19 protein-coding genes are annotated in these 19,761 nt (G+C 66.5%); 11 read left to right on the plus strand and 8 right to left on the minus strand.

Annotation, left to right across the window (positions count from 1 at the left end):
* Position 1: 1 nt before the first annotated feature.
* Genes AWB74_RS02155 through AWB74_RS02165 form a run of 3 tightly spaced genes read left to right on the plus strand, consistent with a single transcriptional unit; the run spans position 2 to position 3,495 of the window.
* Entirely contained in the window at positions 2-1,342 is a 1,341-nt protein-coding gene (locus AWB74_RS02155) for a nucleobase:cation symporter-2 family protein (RefSeq protein ID WP_061145085.1), read from the plus strand.
* Between the two features lie 30 nt (positions 1,343-1,372).
* Complete coding sequence (locus AWB74_RS02160; protein WP_407642389.1) at positions 1,373-2,752, plus strand: amidohydrolase family protein; 1,380 nt, start codon at positions 1,373-1,375, stop codon at positions 2,750-2,752.
* An 11-nt stretch (positions 2,753-2,763) separates the two neighbouring features.
* Positions 2,764-3,495: a maleate cis-trans isomerase family protein gene (locus tag AWB74_RS02165; RefSeq protein WP_061145087.1), complete on the plus strand. Its 732-nt coding sequence runs from the start codon at positions 2,764-2,766 to the stop codon at positions 3,493-3,495.
* Positions 3,496-3,520: 25 nt separating this feature from the next.
* Here the strand turns inward: AWB74_RS02165 and AWB74_RS02170 are convergent, their stop codons facing one another.
* The 5 genes from AWB74_RS02170 to AWB74_RS02190 are packed head-to-tail and all read right to left on the minus strand — an operon-like array spanning position 3,521 to position 9,066.
* Positions 3,521-4,954 carry a purine-cytosine permease family protein gene (locus AWB74_RS02170; protein WP_061145088.1) on the minus strand — a complete coding sequence of 478 codons (1,434 nt, stop codon included), beginning with the start codon at positions 4,952-4,954 and terminating at the stop codon, positions 3,521-3,523.
* Between the two features lie 26 nt (positions 4,955-4,980).
* On the minus strand, positions 4,981-5,913 hold the full coding sequence (locus AWB74_RS02175) for an electron transfer flavoprotein subunit alpha/FixB family protein (protein ID WP_061145089.1): 933 nt from the start codon (positions 5,911-5,913) through the stop codon (positions 4,981-4,983).
* A gap of 13 nt (positions 5,914-5,926) precedes the next feature.
* Positions 5,927-6,676: an electron transfer flavoprotein subunit beta/FixA family protein gene (locus tag AWB74_RS02180; protein ID WP_061145090.1), complete on the minus strand. Its 750-nt coding sequence runs from the start codon at positions 6,674-6,676 to the stop codon at positions 5,927-5,929.
* A gap of 34 nt (positions 6,677-6,710) precedes the next feature.
* Complete coding sequence (locus tag AWB74_RS02185) at positions 6,711-7,850, minus strand: acyl-CoA dehydrogenase family protein (protein WP_200821908.1); 1,140 nt, start codon at positions 7,848-7,850, stop codon at positions 6,711-6,713.
* On the minus strand, positions 7,843-9,066 hold the full coding sequence (locus tag AWB74_RS02190; protein ID WP_061145091.1) for a CaiB/BaiF CoA transferase family protein: 1,224 nt from the start codon (positions 9,064-9,066) through the stop codon (positions 7,843-7,845). Before AWB74_RS02190 ends, AWB74_RS02185 begins: the two co-directional genes overlap by 8 nt.
* Positions 9,067-9,173: 107 nt before the next feature.
* On the opposite strand from AWB74_RS02190, the gene AWB74_RS02195 reads away from it, so the two are divergent.
* From AWB74_RS02195 to AWB74_RS02205, 3 genes are read left to right on the plus strand one after another with little or no spacing between them, the layout of a single operon-like run.
* Complete coding sequence (locus AWB74_RS02195) at positions 9,174-10,085, plus strand: LysR substrate-binding domain-containing protein (RefSeq protein WP_061145092.1); 912 nt, start codon at positions 9,174-9,176, stop codon at positions 10,083-10,085.
* A 37-nt stretch (positions 10,086-10,122) separates the two neighbouring features.
* Entirely contained in the window at positions 10,123-10,527 is a 405-nt protein-coding gene (locus tag AWB74_RS02200; protein WP_235024457.1) for an ArsR/SmtB family transcription factor, read from the plus strand.
* A complete protein-coding gene (locus AWB74_RS02205; RefSeq protein ID WP_061145093.1) occupies positions 10,505-11,026 on the plus strand; it encodes an SRPBCC family protein in 522 nt (173 codons plus the stop codon). Before AWB74_RS02200 ends, AWB74_RS02205 begins: the two co-directional genes overlap by 23 nt.
* Before the next feature lie 15 nt (positions 11,027-11,041).
* Here AWB74_RS02205 and AWB74_RS02210 read toward each other — a convergent pair whose 3' ends face one another.
* Positions 11,042-11,752, minus strand: a complete 711-nt coding sequence (locus tag AWB74_RS02210) for a glycosyltransferase (protein ID WP_061145094.1) — start codon at positions 11,750-11,752, stop codon at positions 11,042-11,044.
* 208 nt (positions 11,753-11,960) lie between these two features.
* On the opposite strand from AWB74_RS02210, the gene AWB74_RS02215 reads away from it, so the two are divergent.
* From AWB74_RS02215 to AWB74_RS02230, 5 genes are all read left to right on the plus strand, one after another.
* A complete protein-coding gene (locus AWB74_RS02215; RefSeq protein WP_061145095.1) occupies positions 11,961-13,460 on the plus strand; it encodes a UdgX family uracil-DNA binding protein in 1,500 nt (499 codons plus the stop codon).
* Between the two features lie 139 nt (positions 13,461-13,599).
* Positions 13,600-14,094, plus strand: a complete 495-nt coding sequence (locus AWB74_RS02220; RefSeq protein ID WP_061145283.1) for a hypothetical protein — start codon at positions 13,600-13,602, stop codon at positions 14,092-14,094.
* A gap of 329 nt (positions 14,095-14,423) precedes the next feature.
* Positions 14,424-15,017 carry a glycosyltransferase family 9 protein gene (locus AWB74_RS02225; RefSeq protein ID WP_061145096.1) on the plus strand — a complete coding sequence of 198 codons (594 nt, stop codon included), beginning with the start codon at positions 14,424-14,426 and terminating at the stop codon, positions 15,015-15,017.
* A gap of 42 nt (positions 15,018-15,059) precedes the next feature.
* Entirely contained in the window at positions 15,060-15,221 is a 162-nt protein-coding gene (locus tag AWB74_RS46810; RefSeq protein ID WP_200821909.1) for a hypothetical protein, read from the plus strand.
* 142 nt (positions 15,222-15,363) lie between these two features.
* Complete coding sequence (locus AWB74_RS02230; RefSeq protein ID WP_061145097.1) at positions 15,364-16,905, plus strand: methyl-accepting chemotaxis protein; 1,542 nt, start codon at positions 15,364-15,366, stop codon at positions 16,903-16,905.
* Positions 16,906-16,914: 9 nt separating this feature from the next.
* On the opposite strand, the gene AWB74_RS02235 is transcribed toward AWB74_RS02230, so the two are convergent.
* Both AWB74_RS02235 and pdxR read right to left on the minus strand, forming a co-directional pair.
* Positions 16,915-18,111: a M20 aminoacylase family protein gene (locus tag AWB74_RS02235; RefSeq protein ID WP_061145098.1), complete on the minus strand. Its 1,197-nt coding sequence runs from the start codon at positions 18,109-18,111 to the stop codon at positions 16,915-16,917.
* A 102-nt stretch (positions 18,112-18,213) separates the two neighbouring features.
* Entirely contained in the window at positions 18,214-19,701 is a 1,488-nt protein-coding gene (gene pdxR, locus AWB74_RS02240; protein WP_061145099.1) for a MocR-like pyridoxine biosynthesis transcription factor PdxR, read from the minus strand.
* Positions 19,702-19,761 lie beyond the last annotated feature (60 nt).

Consider the following 19,761-nt stretch of genomic DNA (forward strand, 5'->3'; position numbering starts at 1 on the left):
GATGAACACCGAGAAACACCCGGTCGACCGCGTCCTGCCGAAACGGCAGATGATCACGCTCGGCCTGCAGCACATGCTGGTCGCGTATATCGGCGCGATTGCCGTTCCGCTCATCGTCGCGTCGGCGCTGAAGATGTCGCCGGCCGACACCACCGTGCTCATCAGCACGGCGCTTTTCTGCTCGGGCATTTCGACGGTATTGCAAACGGTCGGCATCTGGAAGTTCGGCGTGCGCCTGCCGATTCTGCAGGGCGTCGCATTCAGCAGCGTGGGGCCGGTGATCGCCATCGGCCTGAGTCCGGGCGTCGGCTTCGCGGGCGTGTGCGGCGCGGTGATCGGGGCGGGCCTCTTCACGATGTTCGCCGCGCCGATCGTCGGACGCCTGCGACGCTTCTTTCCGCCGGTCGTCACGGGCTGCATCGTCACCGTGATCGGGCTGCAGCTCTTTCCCGTCGCGTATCAATGGGCGGGCGGCGGCGAGCACGCACAACAGCGCTTCGGCGCGCTGCCCTTTCTCTGCGTCGCGCTGTTCGTTGCGCTCGTGATCCTGGCCGTCAACCGCTTCGCCAACGCGTTCCTGCGCAATCTTTCCGTGCTGATCGGTCTCGTCGCGGGCAGCGTGCTCGCCTGCGCGCTCGGCATGGGCGACTTCGCGAACGTCGCGCAGGCGCCGTGGTTCACGATGCCGTTGCCCTTCCACTTCGGCATGCCGGTGTTCTCCATCGTGCCGGTCATGACGATGATCGTCGTGATGGTGGTGCAGATGGTCGAGTCGATGGGGCTGTTCGTCGCTATCGGCGATATCGTCGACAAGAACATCAGCGAGGAGGACGCCGTGCGCGGCATGCGCGCGAATGGCCTTGCGAGCGCGATCGCCGGCATGTTCGCCGCGTTCCCGTTCATCGCGTTCATGGAGAACGTCGGCCTCGTGATTCTCACCGGCGTGCGCAGCCGCTGGGTCGTCGCGGTGAGCGGCGTGCTCATGTGCGTGGTCGCGCTCGTGCCGAAGATCGGCGCGGTGGTCGCGTCGACCCCGGCGGCGGCGCTCGGCGGCGCGGGCATCGCGATGTTCGGCGTCGTGGTCGCGGCCGGCGTGCAGACGCTGGCGAAAGTGGACTTCGAGCGCAATCGCTACAACGTGCTGATCGTCGGCTTCACCATCGCGACCGCGCTCATTCCCGTCATGGCGCCGCAGGTCTTCCGGCAGATGCCCGACTGGACGCAGCCCTTCGTGCACAGCGGCGTGGTGCTCGCGTGCCTCGTGTCGGTCGTGCTGAACGCAGTATTGAACGGCGCGCACGAGGAAGACGCCGTGCCGGCGCACAGCATGGTGCGCGAGTGAAACGCAACCCCAGGACAACCGATCGTGAACATGCAAACTGAAGCATTGCTTATCAAAAATCCCGTCGCGGTGATGAACGGATCGAGGGGCGACGCCGCGCGTCTGGGCCAAGTCGATATCCGCATCCGCGACGGCATGATCCACACCATCGCGCCGAACCTCGAAGCACGCGCCGACGAACGCGTCATCGATGCGCGCTCGTGCGTCGTCTATCCGGGATGGGTGAACACGCATCATCACCTGTTCCAGAACCTGCTCAAGGCGGTGCCGTCCGGCATCAACGCGGACTTGCAGGAATGGCTCGCCGCGGTGCCGTATCCGCGCCTCGCGCGCTTCACGTCGGAGCTCGCGCGCGTCGCCGCACGCCTCGGCATGGCGGAACTGCTCTTGTCCGGCGTGACGACCTGCGCGGATCATCACTATCTCTATCATGCGGACGGCACGACCGAAACCGGCGATCTGCTATTCGACGAAGCCGCGTCGTTCGGCCTGCGCTTCGTGCTGTGCCGTGGCGGCGCGCTGCAGGCGGCGGGCGATCATCCGGGCTTCTCGAAGGTCGCGCTGAAGCCCGAGACACTCGATCAGATGCTGGCCGATATCGAGCGCCTGAAGGCGCGCTATCACGATCCGCGCGCGGCATCGATGCGCCGCGTCGTGGTCGCGCCAACGACCCCGACCTTCTCGCTGCCGCCCGAACTGCTGCCCGAGATCGCGCGCGCGGCGCGGCGCATGGGTTTGCGCATGCACACGCATCTGTCGGAGACGAGGCGCTATGTCGATTTCTGCCGGGAACGCTTCGACAAGCTGCCCGTCGAGTTCGTCGCCGAACACGAATGGCTCGGACCGGACGTGTGGTTCGCCCATCTCGTCCATCTGGAGCCGAGCGAGATCGCGATGCTCGCCGAAACGGGCAGCGGCTGCTCGCACTGTCCCGTGAGCAACGCGCGGCTCGGCAGCGGCATCGCGCCCGCGCCGCGGATGGCCGCGGCAGGCGTGCCGATGTCGCTCGCGGTGGACGGCGTCGCATCGAACGAATCGGGCAGCATGACCCACGAAGCGCACTTCGCGTGGCTCGTGCATCGCGCGGCACAGGGCGCGTCGGCGACCACGGTGGAGGAGATCATCCACTGGGGCACCGCGGGCGGCGCGGGCGTGCTCGGTCTCGATGCGCTCGGCACACTCGAAGCGGGCAAGGCCGCGGACCTCGTGCTGTACGACATCGACGATCCGCGCTTTTACGGCTTCCACGATCTCGCGGTCGCGCCGGTGACGGCGGGCGAGCCCGCGCGCGTGCGCTACAACATCGTGAACGGCCGCGTGGTGGTCGATGACGGCGTGATCCCCGGTCTCGATCTCGCCGCGCTTCGCCATCAGGCCGCCGAAGGCGTGAAGCGCCTGCTCGCCGATTGAGGAACGCAAACATGCGAACGAAACGAATCAGACTCGGCATTCTCACGCCTTCGTCCAACACGGCGCTCGAACCGGTCACCTCGGCCATGCTGAGTGCGTTGCCGAATGCCAGCGCGCACTTCGCGCGCTTTACGGTGACGGAGATCAGTCTGACGCAACAGGCGCTCGGCCAGTTCGACGTGAGCCGCATTCTGGACGCCGCCCGCCAACTGGCCGATGCGCGCGTGGACGTGATCGGCTGGAGCGGCACGTCGGCGGGATGGCTCGGTTTCGAGCGCGACGAAGCGCTGTGCCGTCAGTTGACGGAAGCCACGGGCATTCCCGCCACGACATCGGTGCTCGCGCTGAACGAACTTCTCGCCAGCACGGGCGTCAAGCGTCTCGCGCTCGTCTCACCTTATATCGACGATGTCCAGGAGCGCATCATGCGCAACTACGAGAGACTGGGCATCGAATGCGTCGCGGAACGCCACCTGGGTCTGCGCGAGAATTTCAGCTTCGCTGAAGTGCCCGACACGCTGCTCACGGACATGATGCGCGAAACCGCGTTCGCCCGTCCCGACGCGGTGACAACGTTCTGCACGAATCTGCACGCGGCGCATCTCGCGCGCCCGTTCGAAGCCGCGACCGATATTCCCGCCTACGACACGGTGGCGACCGTCGTGTGGAAAGCGCTGCGCATGCTCGACGTGGATATGACGCCGCTCTCGGGCTGGGGCAGTATTTTCTCGATGACTCGCTGACGCTTCAGATGCCGACAGCGATTCTTCAATCGGCGTCGGTCATCGCGGTGGGCACGATGAGCCTGTCCGGCGTAGTCGATTTCGCAAGCCGCGACACGACGTAGTACAGCAGGCCCGGCACGACGATACCGACGATCCACGACACGTCCACGCCGCCGAGCGCATCGACCCACGGACCGGTGTAGAAGCCCGTTGCAACGAACGGCATCTGCACGAGCACGCCGAGCGCATAGACCGTGATGCCGGCGATGTTCCATCGACCGTAGCGGCCGTTGACATCGAACAGCGCCGGCACGTCGTAGCGTTCGCGCGTGACCCAGTAGTAGTCGACGAGATTGATCGCGCTCCACGGCGTGAAGAACACGAGCAGGAACAGCAGGAACGAAGAGAAGGCCTTGAGGAACGAGTGCTGTCCCAGCAGCGCGAGTGCGCTCGACGCCGCCACGCTCAGCAGCACGAAGACGAGCCGCGTGCGCGCGGAAATCTCGCGCTGTCCGCCGAAGCCGGTGACGATGGCCGCAACCGACATCACGCTGCCGTATGCGTTGAGCGTGGTGATCGTCAGCTTGCCGAGCGCGATCGTGAAATAGAGCACGGCGGCAATCGCGCCGCTCGCGCCGAGCCCGACGATGAACCCGACCTCGTGCCCTGAAAAGCGCTCGCCGGCGAGCGCGGCGGCCAGCACGCCGAAGGTCATCGACACTTGCGCGCCGATCACCGTGCCGCTGAAGACCGCGAAGAAGGTCTTGAGCGCGGAGGTCGACTTCGGCAGATAGCGCGAATAATCCGCGACATACGGCCCGTACGCGATCTGCCACGACGCCGACAGCGAGACCGCGAGCAGGAAGGAAGCGACGGTGAAGTGCCGGTTGGCGAGCAGCGTGTCGAGCGCATGCCCGTGCAGCAGGCTCGCGAACAGATACAGGAACGCGAGCGTGCCGACGATGCTCGACACGCGGCCCATCGCGTGAATGATGCGATAACCGAGCGCGGTGAGCAGCACGACCAGCGCCGCGAAGATCAGGATCGATGTCGTGTTGTCCGTGTGCAGCAACTCGCCGATGGCCTGTCCCGCGAGCACCGTGCCGCCCGCGGAAAAGCCGATATACATCACGCAGACGAGCACGAGCGGAATGATTGCGCCGTACACGCCGAACTGCACGCGGCTCGAGATCATCTGCGGCAGGCCGAGCTGCGGTCCTTGCGCGCCGTGCAACGCCATTACCGCGCCGCCGAGCACCTGGCCGATGAGCAGCCCGATCAGCGACCAGAACACATCGCCGCCGAGCACGACTGCGAGCGCGCCGACGACGACCGCCGTGACCTGCAGATTCGCGCCGAACCACAGCGTGAACTGGCTGAAGAGATTGCCGTGACGCTCGGCGTCGGGAATGTAGTCGATCGAGCGGCGCTCGATGAGCGTTGCATTGCCGGCGGAAATCGTGGTGTTACGTTCCATGCTCGTCTCCTGAGCGGGATTCAGATTCAGATTGCGTCGATGAACGCCGGAACGATCTCGTGCAGATCGCCGACGATGCCGTAATCGGCGATGCCGAAAATAGGTGCTTCGGAATCCTTATTGATCGCGACGATTACCTTCGAGTCCTTCATGCCGGCCAGATGCTGGATCGCCCCTGAAATCCCGACGGCCACATACAACCGGGGCGCGACGATCTTGCCGGTCTGTCCGACCTGGTAATCGTTCGGCACGAAGCCCGCATCGACGGCGGCGCGCGATGCGCCCAGCGCCGCGCCGAGCTTGTCGGCGAGCGGCGCGAGCACCTTCGCGTAGTTTTCGCCGCTGCCGAGACCGCGCCCGCCCGACACGACGATGCTCGCGTTCGTGAGCTCGGGGCGGTCGAGCTTCGTCGCGTCGCGGCTCACGAAACGCGACAGGCCGGAATCGGGCGCGGCCGCGATGCGTTCCACCGGCGCGCTGCCGCCAACGGCTGACACCGCGTCGAAGCTCGTGGCGCGCACGGTGACGACCTTGATGCGATCCGCCGAGCGCACGGTCGCGATCGCGTTGCCCGCGTAGACCGGGCGCTCGAAGGTGTCGTCGCTGACGACGGCGGTAATGTCGCTGATCTGCGCGACGTCGAGCTTCGCGGCGATGCGCGGCATCACGTTCTTGCCGAAAGCCGTCGCCGGCGCGAGGATGTGCGTGTAGCGCGACGCGAGCGGCAGCACCGTTGCCTCGACGTTCTCCGCGAGGCCGGCTTCGAGCTGCGGAGCATCGGCGAGCAGCACGTTCGACACGCCCGCGATCTTCGCCGCCGCATCCGCCGCGCGCTGCGCGCCGTGACCCGCGATCAGCACATGAATGTCGGCGCCGATCTTCTGCGCGGCGCCGATGGTTTTGAGCGTCGCCGCGTCGACCGAATCACAGTCGTGTTGCGCGATGATCAGAATCGTCATTTCCCTGTCTCCTTCAAAGAACCCTGGCTTCGGTCTTGAGCTTGCCGATCAGCGCCTGCACGTCGGGCAGCTTCACGCCGGCGGCGCGTCTGGGCGGCTCGCTGACTTTCAGCGTCTGCAAACGCGGCGTCACATCGACGCCGAGCTCGTCCGGCCGGATCGTGTCGAGCGGCTTCTTCTTCGCTTTCATGAGGTTCGGCAACGTGACGTAGCGCGGCTCGTTCAGACGCAGATCGGCCGTGATGACGGCGGGCAGTGTCAGCGACAGCGTCTCGGCGCCGCCGTCGATTTCGCGTGAGACGGTCGCGTGGCCATCCGCGATCGAGATGCTCGAAGCGAACGTCGCTTGCGGCAGGCCGGCGAGCGCGGCGAGCATCTGGCCGGTCTGATTCGAATCGTCGTCGATGGCCTGCTTGCCGAGCACGATGAGTTGCGGCGTTTCCCTGTCCGCGACAGCCCACAGCAGTTTCGCGACGGCGAGCGGTTGCAGTTCCGCATCCGACTCGACCAGAATCGCGCGGTCCGCGCCCATCGCGAGCGCGGTGCGCAGCGTGTCCCGCGCCTCCCCGACGCCACAGCTCACGGCGATCACTTCCGTCGCGACACCGGCTTCCTTCAGGCGCACCGCGGCTTCCACGGCGATCTCATCGAACGGATTCACCGACATCTTCACGTTCGCGAGGTCCACGCCCGACTGATCGGACTTCACGCCCACTTTCACATTCGCGTCGGCGACGCGCTTGACTGCCACCAGAATCTTCATCGATTCGTCTCCTTGTTTCGAATGCCGATGCGCGTCATGCGAACAGCGAACGCGCGATGACCGTGCGCTGGATCTCCGACGATCCCTCGTAGATCCGCAGAATTCGCGCATCGCGCACCAGGCGCTCGATGCGCATCTCGCGCGTGAAGCCGTAGCCGCCGTGAACCTGCAAGGCGGCGTCGGTGACGAACGCCACCATTTCCGACGCATAGAGCTTGGCCATCGACGCCAGCTCGGTGAACGGCTCGCCCGCGCCGCGCCGCGCGGCGGCCTGAAGCGTCAGCAGCCACGCGGCTTCGAGGCGCGTCTTCATGTCGGCGAAAGTCCATTGCAGGCCTTGCTTGTGCGCGAGCGGCTCGCCGCCGACGTGGCGCTGCTTCGCCCATTCGACCGCATCGCCGAACGCCGCTTCGGCGATGCCGAGACTCGTCGCCGCGACGTCGAGGCGGCTGTTGTCGAGCACTTTCATCGCGGTGCGAAAGCCGCTGCCTTCATCGCCGAGCCGGTTCGCCGCGGGCACGACGCAGTCGAGCGCGACTTCGTGCGCCGGCGCGCCGTGAATGCCCATCAGCTTTTCCGGCGGCGAGACGGTCACGCCCGGCGTGTCGCGGTCGACCACGAACGCGCTGATGCCGCGCGTGCCTTTATCGGCCGACGTCTTCGCATAGACGACGATGAACTGTGCCGCGTCCGCGTTGGAGATGAAATGCTTGACGCCGCGAATGTGATAGCTGTCGCCGTCGCGCAGGGCTTGCGTCGTCATGCCCGCCGGATTGGAGCCGGCCTGCGGTTCCGTCAGCGCGAATGCGCCGAGCTTCACGCCCGTCGCGGCATCGGGCAGATAGCGGTCGCGCAGTGCATCCGAGCCGCCGATGAGAATCGAGTCGGTCGCGAGATAGTGCGCGCCGATCATCGACGACGTGGCCGCGCACGCCTTCGCGATTTCGGCAAGCGCGAGGATGATCGCCGCCGGCGACGCGCCGACGCCCTGCCAGCGCTCGGGCAGGTTCATGCCCATGACGCCGAGTTCGGCGAGCGCGCGCACACAGCGCGTCGTCGGGATTTCTTCGCGGTCGATCTGCGCCGCATGCGGCGCGAGTTCGGCCTGCGCGAAACGGCCGATCGCGTCCGCGATTTCGAGGTCGGCGTCGCTGACGCCCAGTCGCTTATACAAGATCGTTCTCCTGAATGGATTCGGCGATGACGCCCTGTGCCGCAAAAGCTGCGATGGTTGCCGCGTCGAGACCGAGCACCTCTTCGAGGACCGTCGAGGTGTGTTCGCCGAGACGCGGCGCGCGCGTCGTGCGCATATTCGGATAGGCGGAAAACTTGAGCGGCTGGGCCGGCAGCCGCACCGTCGAGCCATCGGCGGCGGCGGCATCGACGAGCAGGCCGCGCGTTCGGGCGTGCTCGCTGTCGAGCGCCTGCCGGATGCTCTGGATCGGCGCGACCGGAATGCCCGCTGCGCTCAGATCCGCATTGACGTCGGCGACGGTGCGCGTCGCTGCCCATCGTTCGATGCACGCGCGCAGTCCGGCTTCGTGCGCACAGCGCGACGCGTCGCTCGCGAAACGCGGATCGGCGGCGAGCTCGGGCTGTCCGATCGCGTCGGCGAGCCCGGCGAACAGCTTGTTGTTGAGCACCGCGACGACGAAGTGCCCGTCCGCGGCCTGATACGCGCCGAACGGCGCGGAGGTCGCATGACGATTGCCGACTCGCGACTGCGCGACGCCCGTCGCCGCATAGCGCGCGACGAGGCCGGCGGTCAGGTTCAGCGTGGCGTCGAACATCGACACGTCGACGTGCGTGCCGCGGCCGGTGCGATCGCGCGCGACGAGCGCGGCCAGCACGCCCCACGACGCGAAGATGCCGCTCACGACGTCCGACACGGAATCGCCGACCAGCGTCGGCTCGCCATCAGGTGCGCCGGTGGCGTCCATCAGCCCGCACAGCGCCTGCAGGATGATGTCGTAGGCGGGGCGGCGCGACTCGGGACCGGTCTGTCCGAAGCCCGACACGCTCGCATAAACGAGCGCCGGATGTCGCGCCGACAAGGTCTCGTAGCCGATGCCCAGGCGCGCGGCGACACCCGGGCGAAAGTTTTCGACGACCACGTCCGCCTGCGCGCACAGCGATTGCGCGAGCGTCTGCCCGTCCGCCGTTTTCAGGTCGATGACGATGCTGCGCTTGTTGCGGTTCATCGCGCCGAATAGGCCGCTCTCGCCGTGCGCGAACGGACCGATCGCGCGATAGTCGTCGCCGCCGGGCGGCTCGATCTTGATGACGTCGGCGCCGAGATCGCCGAGCAGCGCCGAACACAGCGGCCCCGCGAGCACCCGGGAAAAATCGATCACGCGTATGCCGTCGAGCGGCAGCCTGGACACAGTCACGGCATCGTCTCCTGAAGAGCAGGCCAAATCGGCCGATGAGTCGATTCTGTGCGCGCTGGGCAATTAGATAAAATATCGGAATAAATTAACGGCTATAGGATTTTCGTATGGCTCTCTCGCTGAGGTTGCTACGCTATTTCGTCGCGGCCGCCGAGCTGGGCAGCACGACTGCGGCGGCGAATCAGCTCAACGTGTCGCAGCCGTCGATCTCGGTGGCGATCCGCGAACTCGAAACCCTGTTCGACGATCCGCTGTTCACGCGCGGCGCGGGCACGCGCATGACGCTCACGCATTTCGGCGAGCGCAAGCTGGCGGAGGCGCGGCAACTGCTGGCGTCGGCATCGGCGTTTGCGACCGACGACATCGGCGAAGAAGATGGCGGCGAAGTGCAGATCGGCGTCTTTCGCACCATCGCGCCGGTGTATCTGCCGCGCGCGCTGGAGCTTGCACGCGAACGTCATCCGCGGCTGTCGGTGCGCTTCGTCGAAGGGGATTTGCCGCAACTCGAGACGTGGCTGCGCAAGCGACAGATCGACTTCGCGCTGATGTACGACGTGGGCCTGCCCGACGACATCGAGCGGGAATGCCTCGCCGAACTGCGGCCGTACGGGCTCGTGCCGGCAGGCTCGCGCCTCGCGAAGCGCAAGCGCGCCGTCTCGCTGCGCGATCTCGCGGCGGAGCCGTTCATTCTGATCGACCTGCCGCAGAGCCGCGATTTCCTGATGACGCCGTTCTGGCAGTGCGGCTTGTCGCCGAACGTCCGCTATCGGGCCGCGTCGATCGAACTGGTTCGCGCGATGGTCGCGAGCGGGCTCGGCGTGTCGCTGCTGATCACGCAAAGCCCGGCGGCGACGCAATCGCCGCTCGTGGTCGAGTGCCCGATTCAGGAATCGACGGTGATTCAGCCGCTGGTGATCGCGAGACCCGCGAGTGCGGCGCGCATGCGCGCGTCGGAATGGATGTCGGCGTGTGTGCGCGATGCAGTCGCCGAGTCGACGCGGGCGCGCACGAGACGTTGAGGCGGGAATTCGGGCAACGCGCGAGCGCTGCGTCCCCTTGCCTGCCGCCGATGCGCGTGCAATACTGAACCAAATGGCTCAGTATTCTCAACAAGCTCGTTTCGACGCCTCGTTCGCCGCGCTGTCGGACCCCACCCGGCGCGGCGTGCTGGAGCAGTTGATGCGCGCCGACGCGTCGGTCACGGACCTCGCCGAACGGTTCCACATGACCCTCACGGGCATGAAAAAGCACATCGGCATACTGGAGCGGGCGGAGCTCGTTACCACGGAGAAAGTGGGACGCGTGCGGACCTGCAGGCTTGGCTCGCGCCGTCTCGAGGAAGAGTCGGCCTGGATCGAAAACTATCGCCAGATGTGGGCCGCGCGCTTCGACGCGCTGGACACGGTCATCGAGGAACTCAAACGCAAGGAGCAACGTGATGGTCGCAAGAAAAGAGAATGAGCCCGCCCGCACGAGCCACCGCACGACATCGGAACGGAAGTCCGAGCGCGAACTGGTCATCACGCGAATCTTCGACGCCCCGCCGCGGCTCGTGTTCGAAGCGTGGACCACGCCCGAGCTGTTCAGGCAGTGGTGGGTGCCGAAGTCGAGCGGCGCGACGCTGCTTTCCTGCGAACAGGATGTTCGTGTCGGCGGCAGCTATCGCCTGGAGTTCGCTCACCCGAAGGCCGCGGCGCCCCTGGCGTTCTTCGGCAGGTATCTCGAAGTGGTGCCGAACGCCCGCCTCGTCTGGACCAACGAGGAAAGCGACGATGGCGCCGTCACGACGGTGACCTTCGAGGAAAAAGACGGCAAGACGCTGCTGGTGATGCGCGAGCTCTATCCGTCGAAGGAAGCGCTCGACGTCGCCATCGAGGGCATGGACGAGGCGATGCCCGAGACGTTCGAGCAACTGGACGAATTCCTTCTTGCCCGCGGCTCAGGCGCGGCACGGACATGATGACCAACTGAGGCGTCACGCCGCAATCACCGCCATAGTCGATGATTCGGCGGCGTCGGCGCCGATCGGCAGATAGCGCTTACTGACTTCGAGCAGCGTCGCGCCGAATCCCTTCTTCGCCCGAAAATCCGTTCGCGCGCTCGTCACCACGCGCGGCGACGCGCTCCACTCGATGCGCGCACCGCTCGCGACGAGCGCCTCGACGAGCGCCACATCCTCGCTCGATTCCAGCGGCGGGAATCCGCCCGCGCGCACATACGCTTGCGCCGACACACCCAGATTCGCGCCATGAATATGCCGATGCCCGTCCGCATCGGTATAAGTCCGTCCGAAGTGCTCGCGCACCGCGCCGACATGCGGCGTCCAGTCATGCACGCCGATCACGCCGCACACCGCGTCCGCGCAGCAGTCGAGCTGGCGCACGAGCCAGTCTTCCGCGACGGTCGTATCGGCGTCGGTGAACGCGAGCCAGCGTGCGCCCAGCGCCAGCGCCCGCTCGGCCCCGTGCGCGCGCGCCATGCCGACATTGCGCGCGTCGACGCACGTCACATCCGCGCCGAGCGTTCGCGCAATGACGCCGGTCTCGTCGGTGCAGCTATCGAGCACGACGATCACGCGCGCCTCTTCTCCGAGCAATTGATGATGATTCGCGGCGTGGCGCGCAGCCGCCACGCACGCGCCGATATGCGCGGCTTCGTTGTGGGCAGGGATGACGATCGCAAGCATGTCGGCTCCGGGTTCGATGTTGTCCGGCCGCCCTCGACAAGGCAATCGGCGGCCGCGATGGATCGATTTCAGCAATGACCGTTCCCATCGTTTTTCGCATCGACGCCGCATAAAAGGGCACGACCGTCTCCAAATAATTGCCCGAAAGCAACGGACATCGCTAGAATTACTGTATGGATATACAGTACTTTTCTGATTCTCTTCTCCGATGAAAAGCGTCATCCTCGATCCGTCGTTTGCTGCCTGGCGTACCGAAGCGCGCAATCTGCTCGAGGAAGGCGTGCGGCCGGAAGACGTGTTCTGGCGAGAAACCGATGCATCGGCAACGGTGTTCGGTTCCATCGTTCCGCCCCCGCCCGGCTCGGTGGACCCGAACGCGAAAAAGCCGGTCAAGATCGCGCGCGAATTCCTCGCCATGCTCGAAACGGCGGCGTGCTATCGCGCGCCGGACCGCTGGCCGTTCCTCTACAAGGCGCTGTGGCGCTGGACGCAGGGCGATCGGGCAATCGCGTCGCCGCAGGATGCGGACGGTCTGCGGCTGCACCGGATGATCGAAACGGTCGAAGCCGAAGAGCGCGAGATGCGCAAGGTGCTGCGCTTCCGGCATCGTGACTCGTCGCTCGGGCCGCCCGAGTTCATCAGCTGGTTCGAGCCGGTGCACGACCTGCTGGAGCACGCCGCGCTGCACTTCGCCACGCGCATGGGCAACGCCACGTGGATGATCGCCACGCCGCACGGCGCCGCCTTCTGGGACGGCGCGCTCCTGCGCGTGGACCGCACGAGCGAGCCGGAAGAAAAGCCGATGGATTTCGGCGACACCGCGATGAGCGGCGAGGCGGTGAGCGGCGACGCCATCGAGGCGCTCTGGCTCGCTTACTACGAGAGCACCTTCGCGCCGGCGCAGGAGAACGCGGCCGAAATGGCGTCGCACATGCCGGTGCGCTACTGGAAAAGCCCGGAGAACGCGCGCACCGATCCAGCGCTGATCTCCCGCGCCGATCCGTATGCGCGGCGCGACCGTCATCCGCGCAACGTGCCGCCCGAGATGGAAGTGGCCATCAACACGGATCTGGAGCCGATCAAAGGCACGCTGCTCACGGAACCGCCGTCGCTCGACGCGTGCAAGCGCTGCGCGCTCTGGCGCAACGCGACGCAGGCCGTGCCGGGCGTCGGCCCCGCTAATGCGCGCGTGATGCTGGTCGGCGAGCAGCCGGGCGATCAGGAAGACCGCGAGGGCAAGCCGTTCGTCGGCACGGCGGGCGCGCTGCTCGACGAAGTGCTCACCGAGGCCGCGCTGTCGCGCGAATCGCTGTATCTGACCAACGCGGTGAAGCACTTCAAATGGGAAGCGCACGGCGAGGAGCGCGCGCATCTCGCGCCCGCGCAGCGCGAGCGCGAGGCCTGCCGCTTCTGGCTCGAGGAAGAACTGAAGCGCATCGCGCCGAAAGTGGTCGTCGCGCTCGGCGCAACGGCGCTGAAGGCGCTCACGGGGCATCGCACGGCGCTGTCCGAGTATCTCGGCAAGACCATCGAGCACAAGGGGCACATCATCGTGCCGACCTATCACCCGTCGTATCTGATGCGCCTGACCGACGACAAAATACGCGCGGAAGTCTTCGGCACGATCGTCGAGGCGCTCGTTTTCGCGCAGCAGATCGCGGACGGCATCGCGACCATCCGCACGCCGGTCAGGGACCGCACGCGATAAAAGCGTCGGAAAAAAGGCCAAATGCAACAGGAAGCAACAGGGCGAAACAAGTCGAAAGCGCCGTCAACGTTCCTGTAAGCCGCGCGTTATACCGGTGTCGCGCCGCCTGGCGCTCACCGATGGTCCCGACGACAACCTCATGGCCGCTCTCCCGCTCGAAGAACTCCGCCGTCAACAATCCCTCACTGCGCTCGTGCCGAAATCGGCTGGGCAGCTGAAGACCGAACGCGAGCGCATCATCGCGCGCCTGCAACTGCTGCTCAAAGCGACGATCGCGCTGGCGCTCGCGGGCGCGGCGCTGATCGCGTGGCTGCCGTTCTCGCCGGTTCCGCATGAATTCCGCTTCGGCGTGCAGGAAGTGCTCGGCGTCGCGGTGTTCGCGTCGTGCCTGTTCATCCTGCACGAGCGTGCCGAACTCGAACTCGGCCTGTACGACTACGAGCCGGTCGAGCAGACCACGCAAGGCGAATTGCGCGCGCTGCTGCATCGCGTGCCGGAAGGTGTGTCGTATCAGGAAGCGCTCGCCGCCGACCAGCGCACCTTCGTGACCGGCGAAGTCGACGGCATCCGCCGCCGCGCCGAAGCGTTCACGCCGAAAACCCTGCCCGCCGACGACGGCAACACGGAAACCTGAGCGCCCCGCGCCTCGCGCCTCGCGCGATCCGCACATTCGAGCCGCCGCCTCGCCATCGCGAGGCGGCGGTTTTTTTACATCGGCACTGAAAATCGCCGCGCCTTGACGAGCGCCGTCGCGACACCTTCAATACGTGACAGATACCGTGACAAATGCCGTCATCGACGTTCAAACTGTCACGGTGCGGGATGCAATCTGTCTCTGCGGCGCACGCGCAGCCTCGCAGAGCGCGCTGTCGACGACGCGGGCACGCCAGGTGCTTGCCAACCGCCCGGCCCCCGCGAATTCGCGGACATCGAAACGAGGCCACGCCACTTGCAGGAGCCAGGATGCGAGCCACTCCCCTTTCCACCCTGAGCGACGAGCTCGCGCCCGCGCTCGTCCCCGACGAGCCGAGCGTCATGCCGTCCGCGAACGCTGGCCCGCCGCCCGATGCCGATTACGACGAGCTCGCCGCGTTCCACGGCATCGAGCGCGAGCGCCTCGTGCTGATCCATCCGGGCAGCCATCGCGATGCACCCGCGTGGCCCGCCGAGCGTTACGCCGATGTCGCCGACCAGCTCGCCGCAGACGGCTGGCAGATCGCGATCGTCGGCGACGCGCCCGATCCCGAGCGCACCGCCGGCGTCCTCGGCGCGATGCAGACGGCCGCGCTCTTTCTCGCGGGCACGGTCGCACCGCGCACGTTGCCGCAACTGATCGCCAACGCGCGCCTGCTCGTGTCCGACGACGCCGCCGCGTCCTCGCCCGTCGCCACGGCCCGCGCGCTCGGCACGCCGCACATCGTGCTCGACGAGCATCCGCGCGACACCGGCAGCGACGCGATCGCCGCCCGCGCCCGCGCCGCGCTCTCGAAAACTGGCGACGCGCATCCGGGCGAGCCCTTCACGCTGCACATGCCGGCGGCGCACGAATCGGCGTAGCGGCGAACCAACGCGGCGCCGATCCACCTTCCGGGGGACATCATGAAATTCGATATGCAGACCACGCCCATTCCGGACCCCATCGCGGACCCGAACCGCGATCCGGAATCCGATCCGTTCTTGCCGAATTCGCCGGGGCATCGCCCGGACGAGCCGACGCATCCCGATGCGCCGCCCGACAAGGATCCGATCCGCCACCTTTGATGTGAAGCTTCACCCGCGCCCTCCTACGGGAATTCCCGCCCTACATGCGCCGCGCCGCCTGCCGTAAAGCGGGCATGCGGCGGCGTGCGCCGTCGCACGAGGACAGACAACGCAAAGAGGCGACGGGCGCAATATGAACAGAATGACGTTGAACAGGAAGCTCGGCTCGATGATCGCCGTGCTGTGGATCGGCTTGATCGCAATCGGCATCATCGGCGCGTGGCAGAACCGGACGTCGATGATCGACGACCGCAAGGAGCAGTTGAAGACCCTCGTCAACGAGGCGCACGCGATCACCGCGCACTATGCGGCGCTCGCGGCGAACAAGACGCTCACCGAAGAAGAAGCGAAGAAGCGCGCGCTCGAAGCGGTCGGCGCGATCCGTTACGGGACGGACGGCTATCTCTCCATCAACGACTCGCATCCGAAGATGGTGATGCACCCGATCAAGTCCGGCATGAACGGGCAGGATCTGTCGGGCTACACGGACCCGGCGGGCAATCACCTGTTCGTCGATATCGTGAAGGCCGGCGATCAGCCCGGCGGCGGCTTCGTCAACTATCTGTGGCCGAAGCCCGGCAGCGACAAGCCAGTCGGCAAGATGTCGTATTCGCAGCGTTTCGCGCAGTGGGACTGGTATCTCGTCACCGGCATGTACATGGACGACGTGCAGAGCGCGTTCTATGCGAGCGCGCTGCGCTGGCTCGCGATCACGGCGCTGCTCGGCGGCATCGCGACGGCGGCGATGCTGATCGTCCTGCGCAGCATCAGGCGCAATCTCGGCGGCGAGCTGGAGCTCGCGGTCGGCGCGGCGCATCGCATCGCGCGCGGCGATCTGACGACCACCGTGGATGTCCATCCGGACGATACGACCAGCCTTCTGCATGCGTTGAGTGTGATGCAGCGCGGTCTCGTCGAGACGGTTTCGCGGGTGCGCAACGGCACTGAGAACATCAACGTCGGCGCTTCGGAGATCGCGGCGGGCAATACGGATTTGTCGCAGCGCACGGAGGAACAGGCCGCGGCGCTCGTGCAGACCGCGTCGAGCATGGACCAGATGACCGCGAACGTAAAGAACAACGCCGAAAGCGCGGCGCAGGCGGCGCGTCTCGCGGAACAGGCGGCGGACGTGGCGACGCGCGGCAGCGGCGTCGTCGATGACGTGATCGACACCATGACGCGCATCACCGCGAGCTCGCAGCAGATCGGCGACATCATCGGCGTGATCGACGGCATCGCGTTCCAGACGAACATTCTTGCTTTGAACGCGGCTGTCGAGGCGGCGCGTGCCGGCGAACAGGGACGCGGTTTCGCGGTCGTCGCAGCCGAAGTGCGCAGCCTCGCACAGCGCTCGGCGACGGCGGCGAAGGAAATCAAGGCGCTCATCGAGACGTCGACGCAGACGGTCGGCCAAGGCGCATCGCTCGTGTCGAACGCGGGCGCGACGATGACCGAGATCGTGCAGTCGGTGCGTCGCGTGAACGAGATTCTCGACGAAATCAGCCACGCGTCGCGCGAGCAGAGCGCGGGCATCGAGCAGGTGAACCGCGCGGTCGTCGAGATGGATCAGGTGACGCAGCAGAACGCCGCGCTCGTCGAAGAGGCCGCCGCCGCCGCGCATTCGCTGAAGGATCAGGTCGATGTGCTGCGCGAGGCGATCGGGAGTTTCAGGTTGCCAGCGTGATGCTTCCGGTCAGGCGAGGAACCGCTCCACCAGCCGCGCCCAGTAAGCCGCCCCGACCGGCAGATTCTTGTCGTTGAAATCGTAATGCGGGTTGTGGACCATGCAGCCGTCCTCGCCCGCGCCGTTGCCGATGCGCAGGAACGAGCCCGGCCGTTCCTGCAGCATGAACGCGAAATCCTCGCTGCCCATCAGCAGATCCGCCTGCGCGACGACGTTCTCATCGCCCACCAGTTCGCGCGCCACCTGAATCGCGAACTCCGTTTCCGCGTCCGAATTCACGACGACCGGATAGCCTTCCAGATACTTGACGGTCGCCTTCGCGCCATAACTCGCGGCCTGCGCTTCCACCAGTTCCGTGATGCGGCGCTTCAGCAGCTCGCGCACCTGCGGGCTGAACGAGCGCACCGAAAGCTCGAGCGTCGCGCGGTTCGGAATGACGTTGTTGACCGTGCCCGCGTGCATCGAGCCGACGGTGACGACGGCCGGCTGCGCCGGATCGACGTTGCGCGCGACGATCGTCTGCAGCGCCATCACGATGCTCGCCGTGACGACCACCGGATCGACGGACAGATGCGGACGCGCCGCATGCCCGCCGACGCCTTCGACCACGATCGAGACCTGATCGCCCGCAGCCATGAACGGCCCCTTGCGGAACAGGAATGTGCCCGGCTGCGCGCCCGGATGGTTGTGCACGCCGAACACGGCGTCGCAATGAAAGCGCTCGAACAGACCTTCCTCGATCATCTTCTGCGCGCCGCTCGGCACGCCGTGCTCTTCCGCCGGTTGAAAGTACAGATGCACCGTGCCGTTGAAGCGGCGCGTGCGCGCGAGCTGTCGCGCGGCGCCGAGCAGCATCGTCGTGTGGCCGTCGTGACCGCACGCGTGCATCTTGCCGTGCGTCTCGCTCGCCCAGGGCTTGCCGCTCTGCTCGATGATCGGCAGCGCGTCCATGTCGGCGCGCAGGCCGATGCTCTTCGCACCGTCGCCCGCTTTCAACGTGCCGACGACGCCCGTGCCGCCGACGCCGCGCGCCACCGTCCAGCCCCATTCTTCCAGCCGCTCGGCGACGAGCGCCGCGGTGCGCGTCTCCTCGTACGAGAGCTCCGGATGACGGTGGATGTCGTGGCGAATCTCGCGCAGCGCGGGCGCGTCGTCGGAGAGATCGGCGATGACGGTGAAGTGTCGGCCGGATGAAGCTGTCGTCATGGAAAAAACCTCGATGCGGTACAAGGAAAACGGCGCACATGATCCTCCACATGCGCGCTCGTTTCCAGTGTTGGCGCAAATTTTTCGACTATTCAGGCGAAATCAGCGCAAAAAGCGGTCGATCACATCGGCCAGTTTCGCGAAAGCCGGGGCGATGTCCTCGTCCGGCACGCACGCGTAACCGATCAGCAAGCCGGATTCCGCGTCCGGCCGATGCGCGTAATAACCCGACAGCGGCCGCACGACGATGTCCTCCGCGAGCGCGGCGGCGGCGAGCGCGCGATCGTCGACGTGTTTTGGCAGTTTCAGCACGAGATGCAGCCCGGCATCGCCGCCAGCGATCGCGAGCGTGTCGCCGTAGCGTTGCGCGATCGTCGCGAGCATCGTGTCGCGCCGCTGGCTGTAGAGCGCGCGCATGCGCCGGATGTGCGACGTGAAATGCCCCTCGCCGATGAACTCCGCGAGCACCGCCTGTTGCAACAACTGCCCTTCGCGATACAGCTCGGCGCTCGCCGTGGCGAAGCTCTCCGCGAGCGTCTCCGGCACCACGACATAGCCGATGCGCAGCCCGGGAAACAGCGTCTTGCCGAAGCTGCCGACATAGATCACCTGCCCGGCCGTGTCCATGCCCTGCAGCGATGCGAGCGGCCGGCTGCCGTAGCGGTATTCGCTGTCGTAGTCGTCCTCGATGATCCAGCAGCGATGCTGCCGCGCGTATTCGAGCAGCATGCGGCGGCGCGCGAGGCTCATCACCATGCCGAGCGGATATTGATGCGATGGCGTGACGAGCATCAGCTTCGGCGGCGCGGCGAGATCGGCGGGCGCCGGCGCGATGCCTTCGGCGTCGACGGGAATCGCCTTCAGATCGAGTCCGGAAACCTGCAGCACGCTGCGCACGCCCCAGTAGCACGGGTCTTCGGTCCAGATCGTGTCGCCGGAATCCGCGAGCAGGCGCGCGGCGAGATCGATCGACTGATGAATGCCCGTCGTCACGACGATCTGTTCCGGCGTGCAGCGCACCGAACGCGACGTGCGCAGATAGTCGGCGAGCGCGTGGCGCAGACCCGCGTGGCCGCCGCCGGGCGCGTAGGTCAGCAGATCGGGGAGCGGCTTGCGCCAGTATTTCGCGTGCAGCCGGTTCCATACGCGCGACGGAAACCGCGACACGTCGGGCACGCCCGGCATGAACGCGCCGCCCTGGCGTTTCGAGACGCCCGCGCCCGCGATCAGCCGCGTCCCGCGCGCGGAAAGCGTCGATTGCGCGGCGGAGCGCGTGCCGGCGTCCGAAGGTGCGTCGTCGAAGAGGATGTCGTCGGGTGCGCTGTCCGCGACGAACGTGCCGCGCCCCGTCGCCGACGACACGTAGCCTTCGAGCGCCAGTTGCTCGTACACCTGCGTCACCGTGTTGCGCCCGATGCCGAGCTCCGCCGCGAGCAGCCGCGACGACGGCACTTTCGCGCCGGCCGCGAGTTCGCGCGTGAGGATCGCCTGCTGCAAAAGCCTATGCAACTGGCGGTAGATCGGCTGGCCGTTGCCGCGGTCGATGCGCTGCGCAAGCCAGTCGGAAAGCACGCTTGCGCGTGTGGACATCGGATTGGCTCCTATATATTTATCCAAATGGATCTGATCTTGCGGGCCAAATCTTACTAT

Source organism: Caballeronia arvi (assembly GCF_001544695.2).
In the GTDB taxonomy this organism is placed as follows: Bacteria; Pseudomonadota; Gammaproteobacteria; order Burkholderiales; family Burkholderiaceae; genus Caballeronia; species Caballeronia arvi.

Coding starts and splice junctions, on each gene's coding strand:
- AWB74_RS02155 (WP_061145085.1), top strand. CDS start 2: ATGAACACCGAGAAACACCCGGTCGACCGCGTCCTGCCGAAACGGCAG.
- AWB74_RS02160 (WP_407642389.1), top strand. CDS start 1,373: ATGCAAACTGAAGCATTGCTTATCAAAAATCCCGTCGCGGTGATGAAC.
- AWB74_RS02165 (WP_061145087.1), top strand. CDS start 2,764: ATGCGAACGAAACGAATCAGACTCGGCATTCTCACGCCTTCGTCCAAC.
- AWB74_RS02170 (WP_061145088.1), bottom strand. CDS start 4,954: ATGGAACGTAACACCACGATTTCCGCCGGCAATGCAACGCTCATCGAG.
- AWB74_RS02175 (WP_061145089.1), bottom strand. CDS start 5,913: ATGACGATTCTGATCATCGCGCAACACGACTGTGATTCGGTCGACGCG.
- AWB74_RS02180 (WP_061145090.1), bottom strand. CDS start 6,676: ATGAAGATTCTGGTGGCAGTCAAGCGCGTCGCCGACGCGAATGTGAAA.
- AWB74_RS02195 (WP_061145092.1), top strand. CDS start 9,174: ATGGCTCTCTCGCTGAGGTTGCTACGCTATTTCGTCGCGGCCGCCGAG.
- AWB74_RS02205 (WP_061145093.1), top strand. CDS start 10,505: ATGGTCGCAAGAAAAGAGAATGAGCCCGCCCGCACGAGCCACCGCACG.
- AWB74_RS02210 (WP_061145094.1), bottom strand. CDS start 11,752: ATGCTTGCGATCGTCATCCCTGCCCACAACGAAGCCGCGCATATCGGC.
- AWB74_RS02215 (WP_061145095.1), top strand. CDS start 11,961: ATGAAAAGCGTCATCCTCGATCCGTCGTTTGCTGCCTGGCGTACCGAA.
- AWB74_RS02220 (WP_061145283.1), top strand. CDS start 13,600: ATGGCCGCTCTCCCGCTCGAAGAACTCCGCCGTCAACAATCCCTCACT.
- AWB74_RS02225 (WP_061145096.1), top strand. CDS start 14,424: ATGCGAGCCACTCCCCTTTCCACCCTGAGCGACGAGCTCGCGCCCGCG.
- AWB74_RS46810 (WP_200821909.1), top strand. CDS start 15,060: ATGAAATTCGATATGCAGACCACGCCCATTCCGGACCCCATCGCGGAC.
- AWB74_RS02230 (WP_061145097.1), top strand. CDS start 15,364: ATGACGTTGAACAGGAAGCTCGGCTCGATGATCGCCGTGCTGTGGATC.
- AWB74_RS02235 (WP_061145098.1), bottom strand. CDS start 18,111: ATGACGACAGCTTCATCCGGCCGACACTTCACCGTCATCGCCGATCTC.
- pdxR (WP_061145099.1), bottom strand. CDS start 19,701: ATGTCCACACGCGCAAGCGTGCTTTCCGACTGGCTTGCGCAGCGCATC.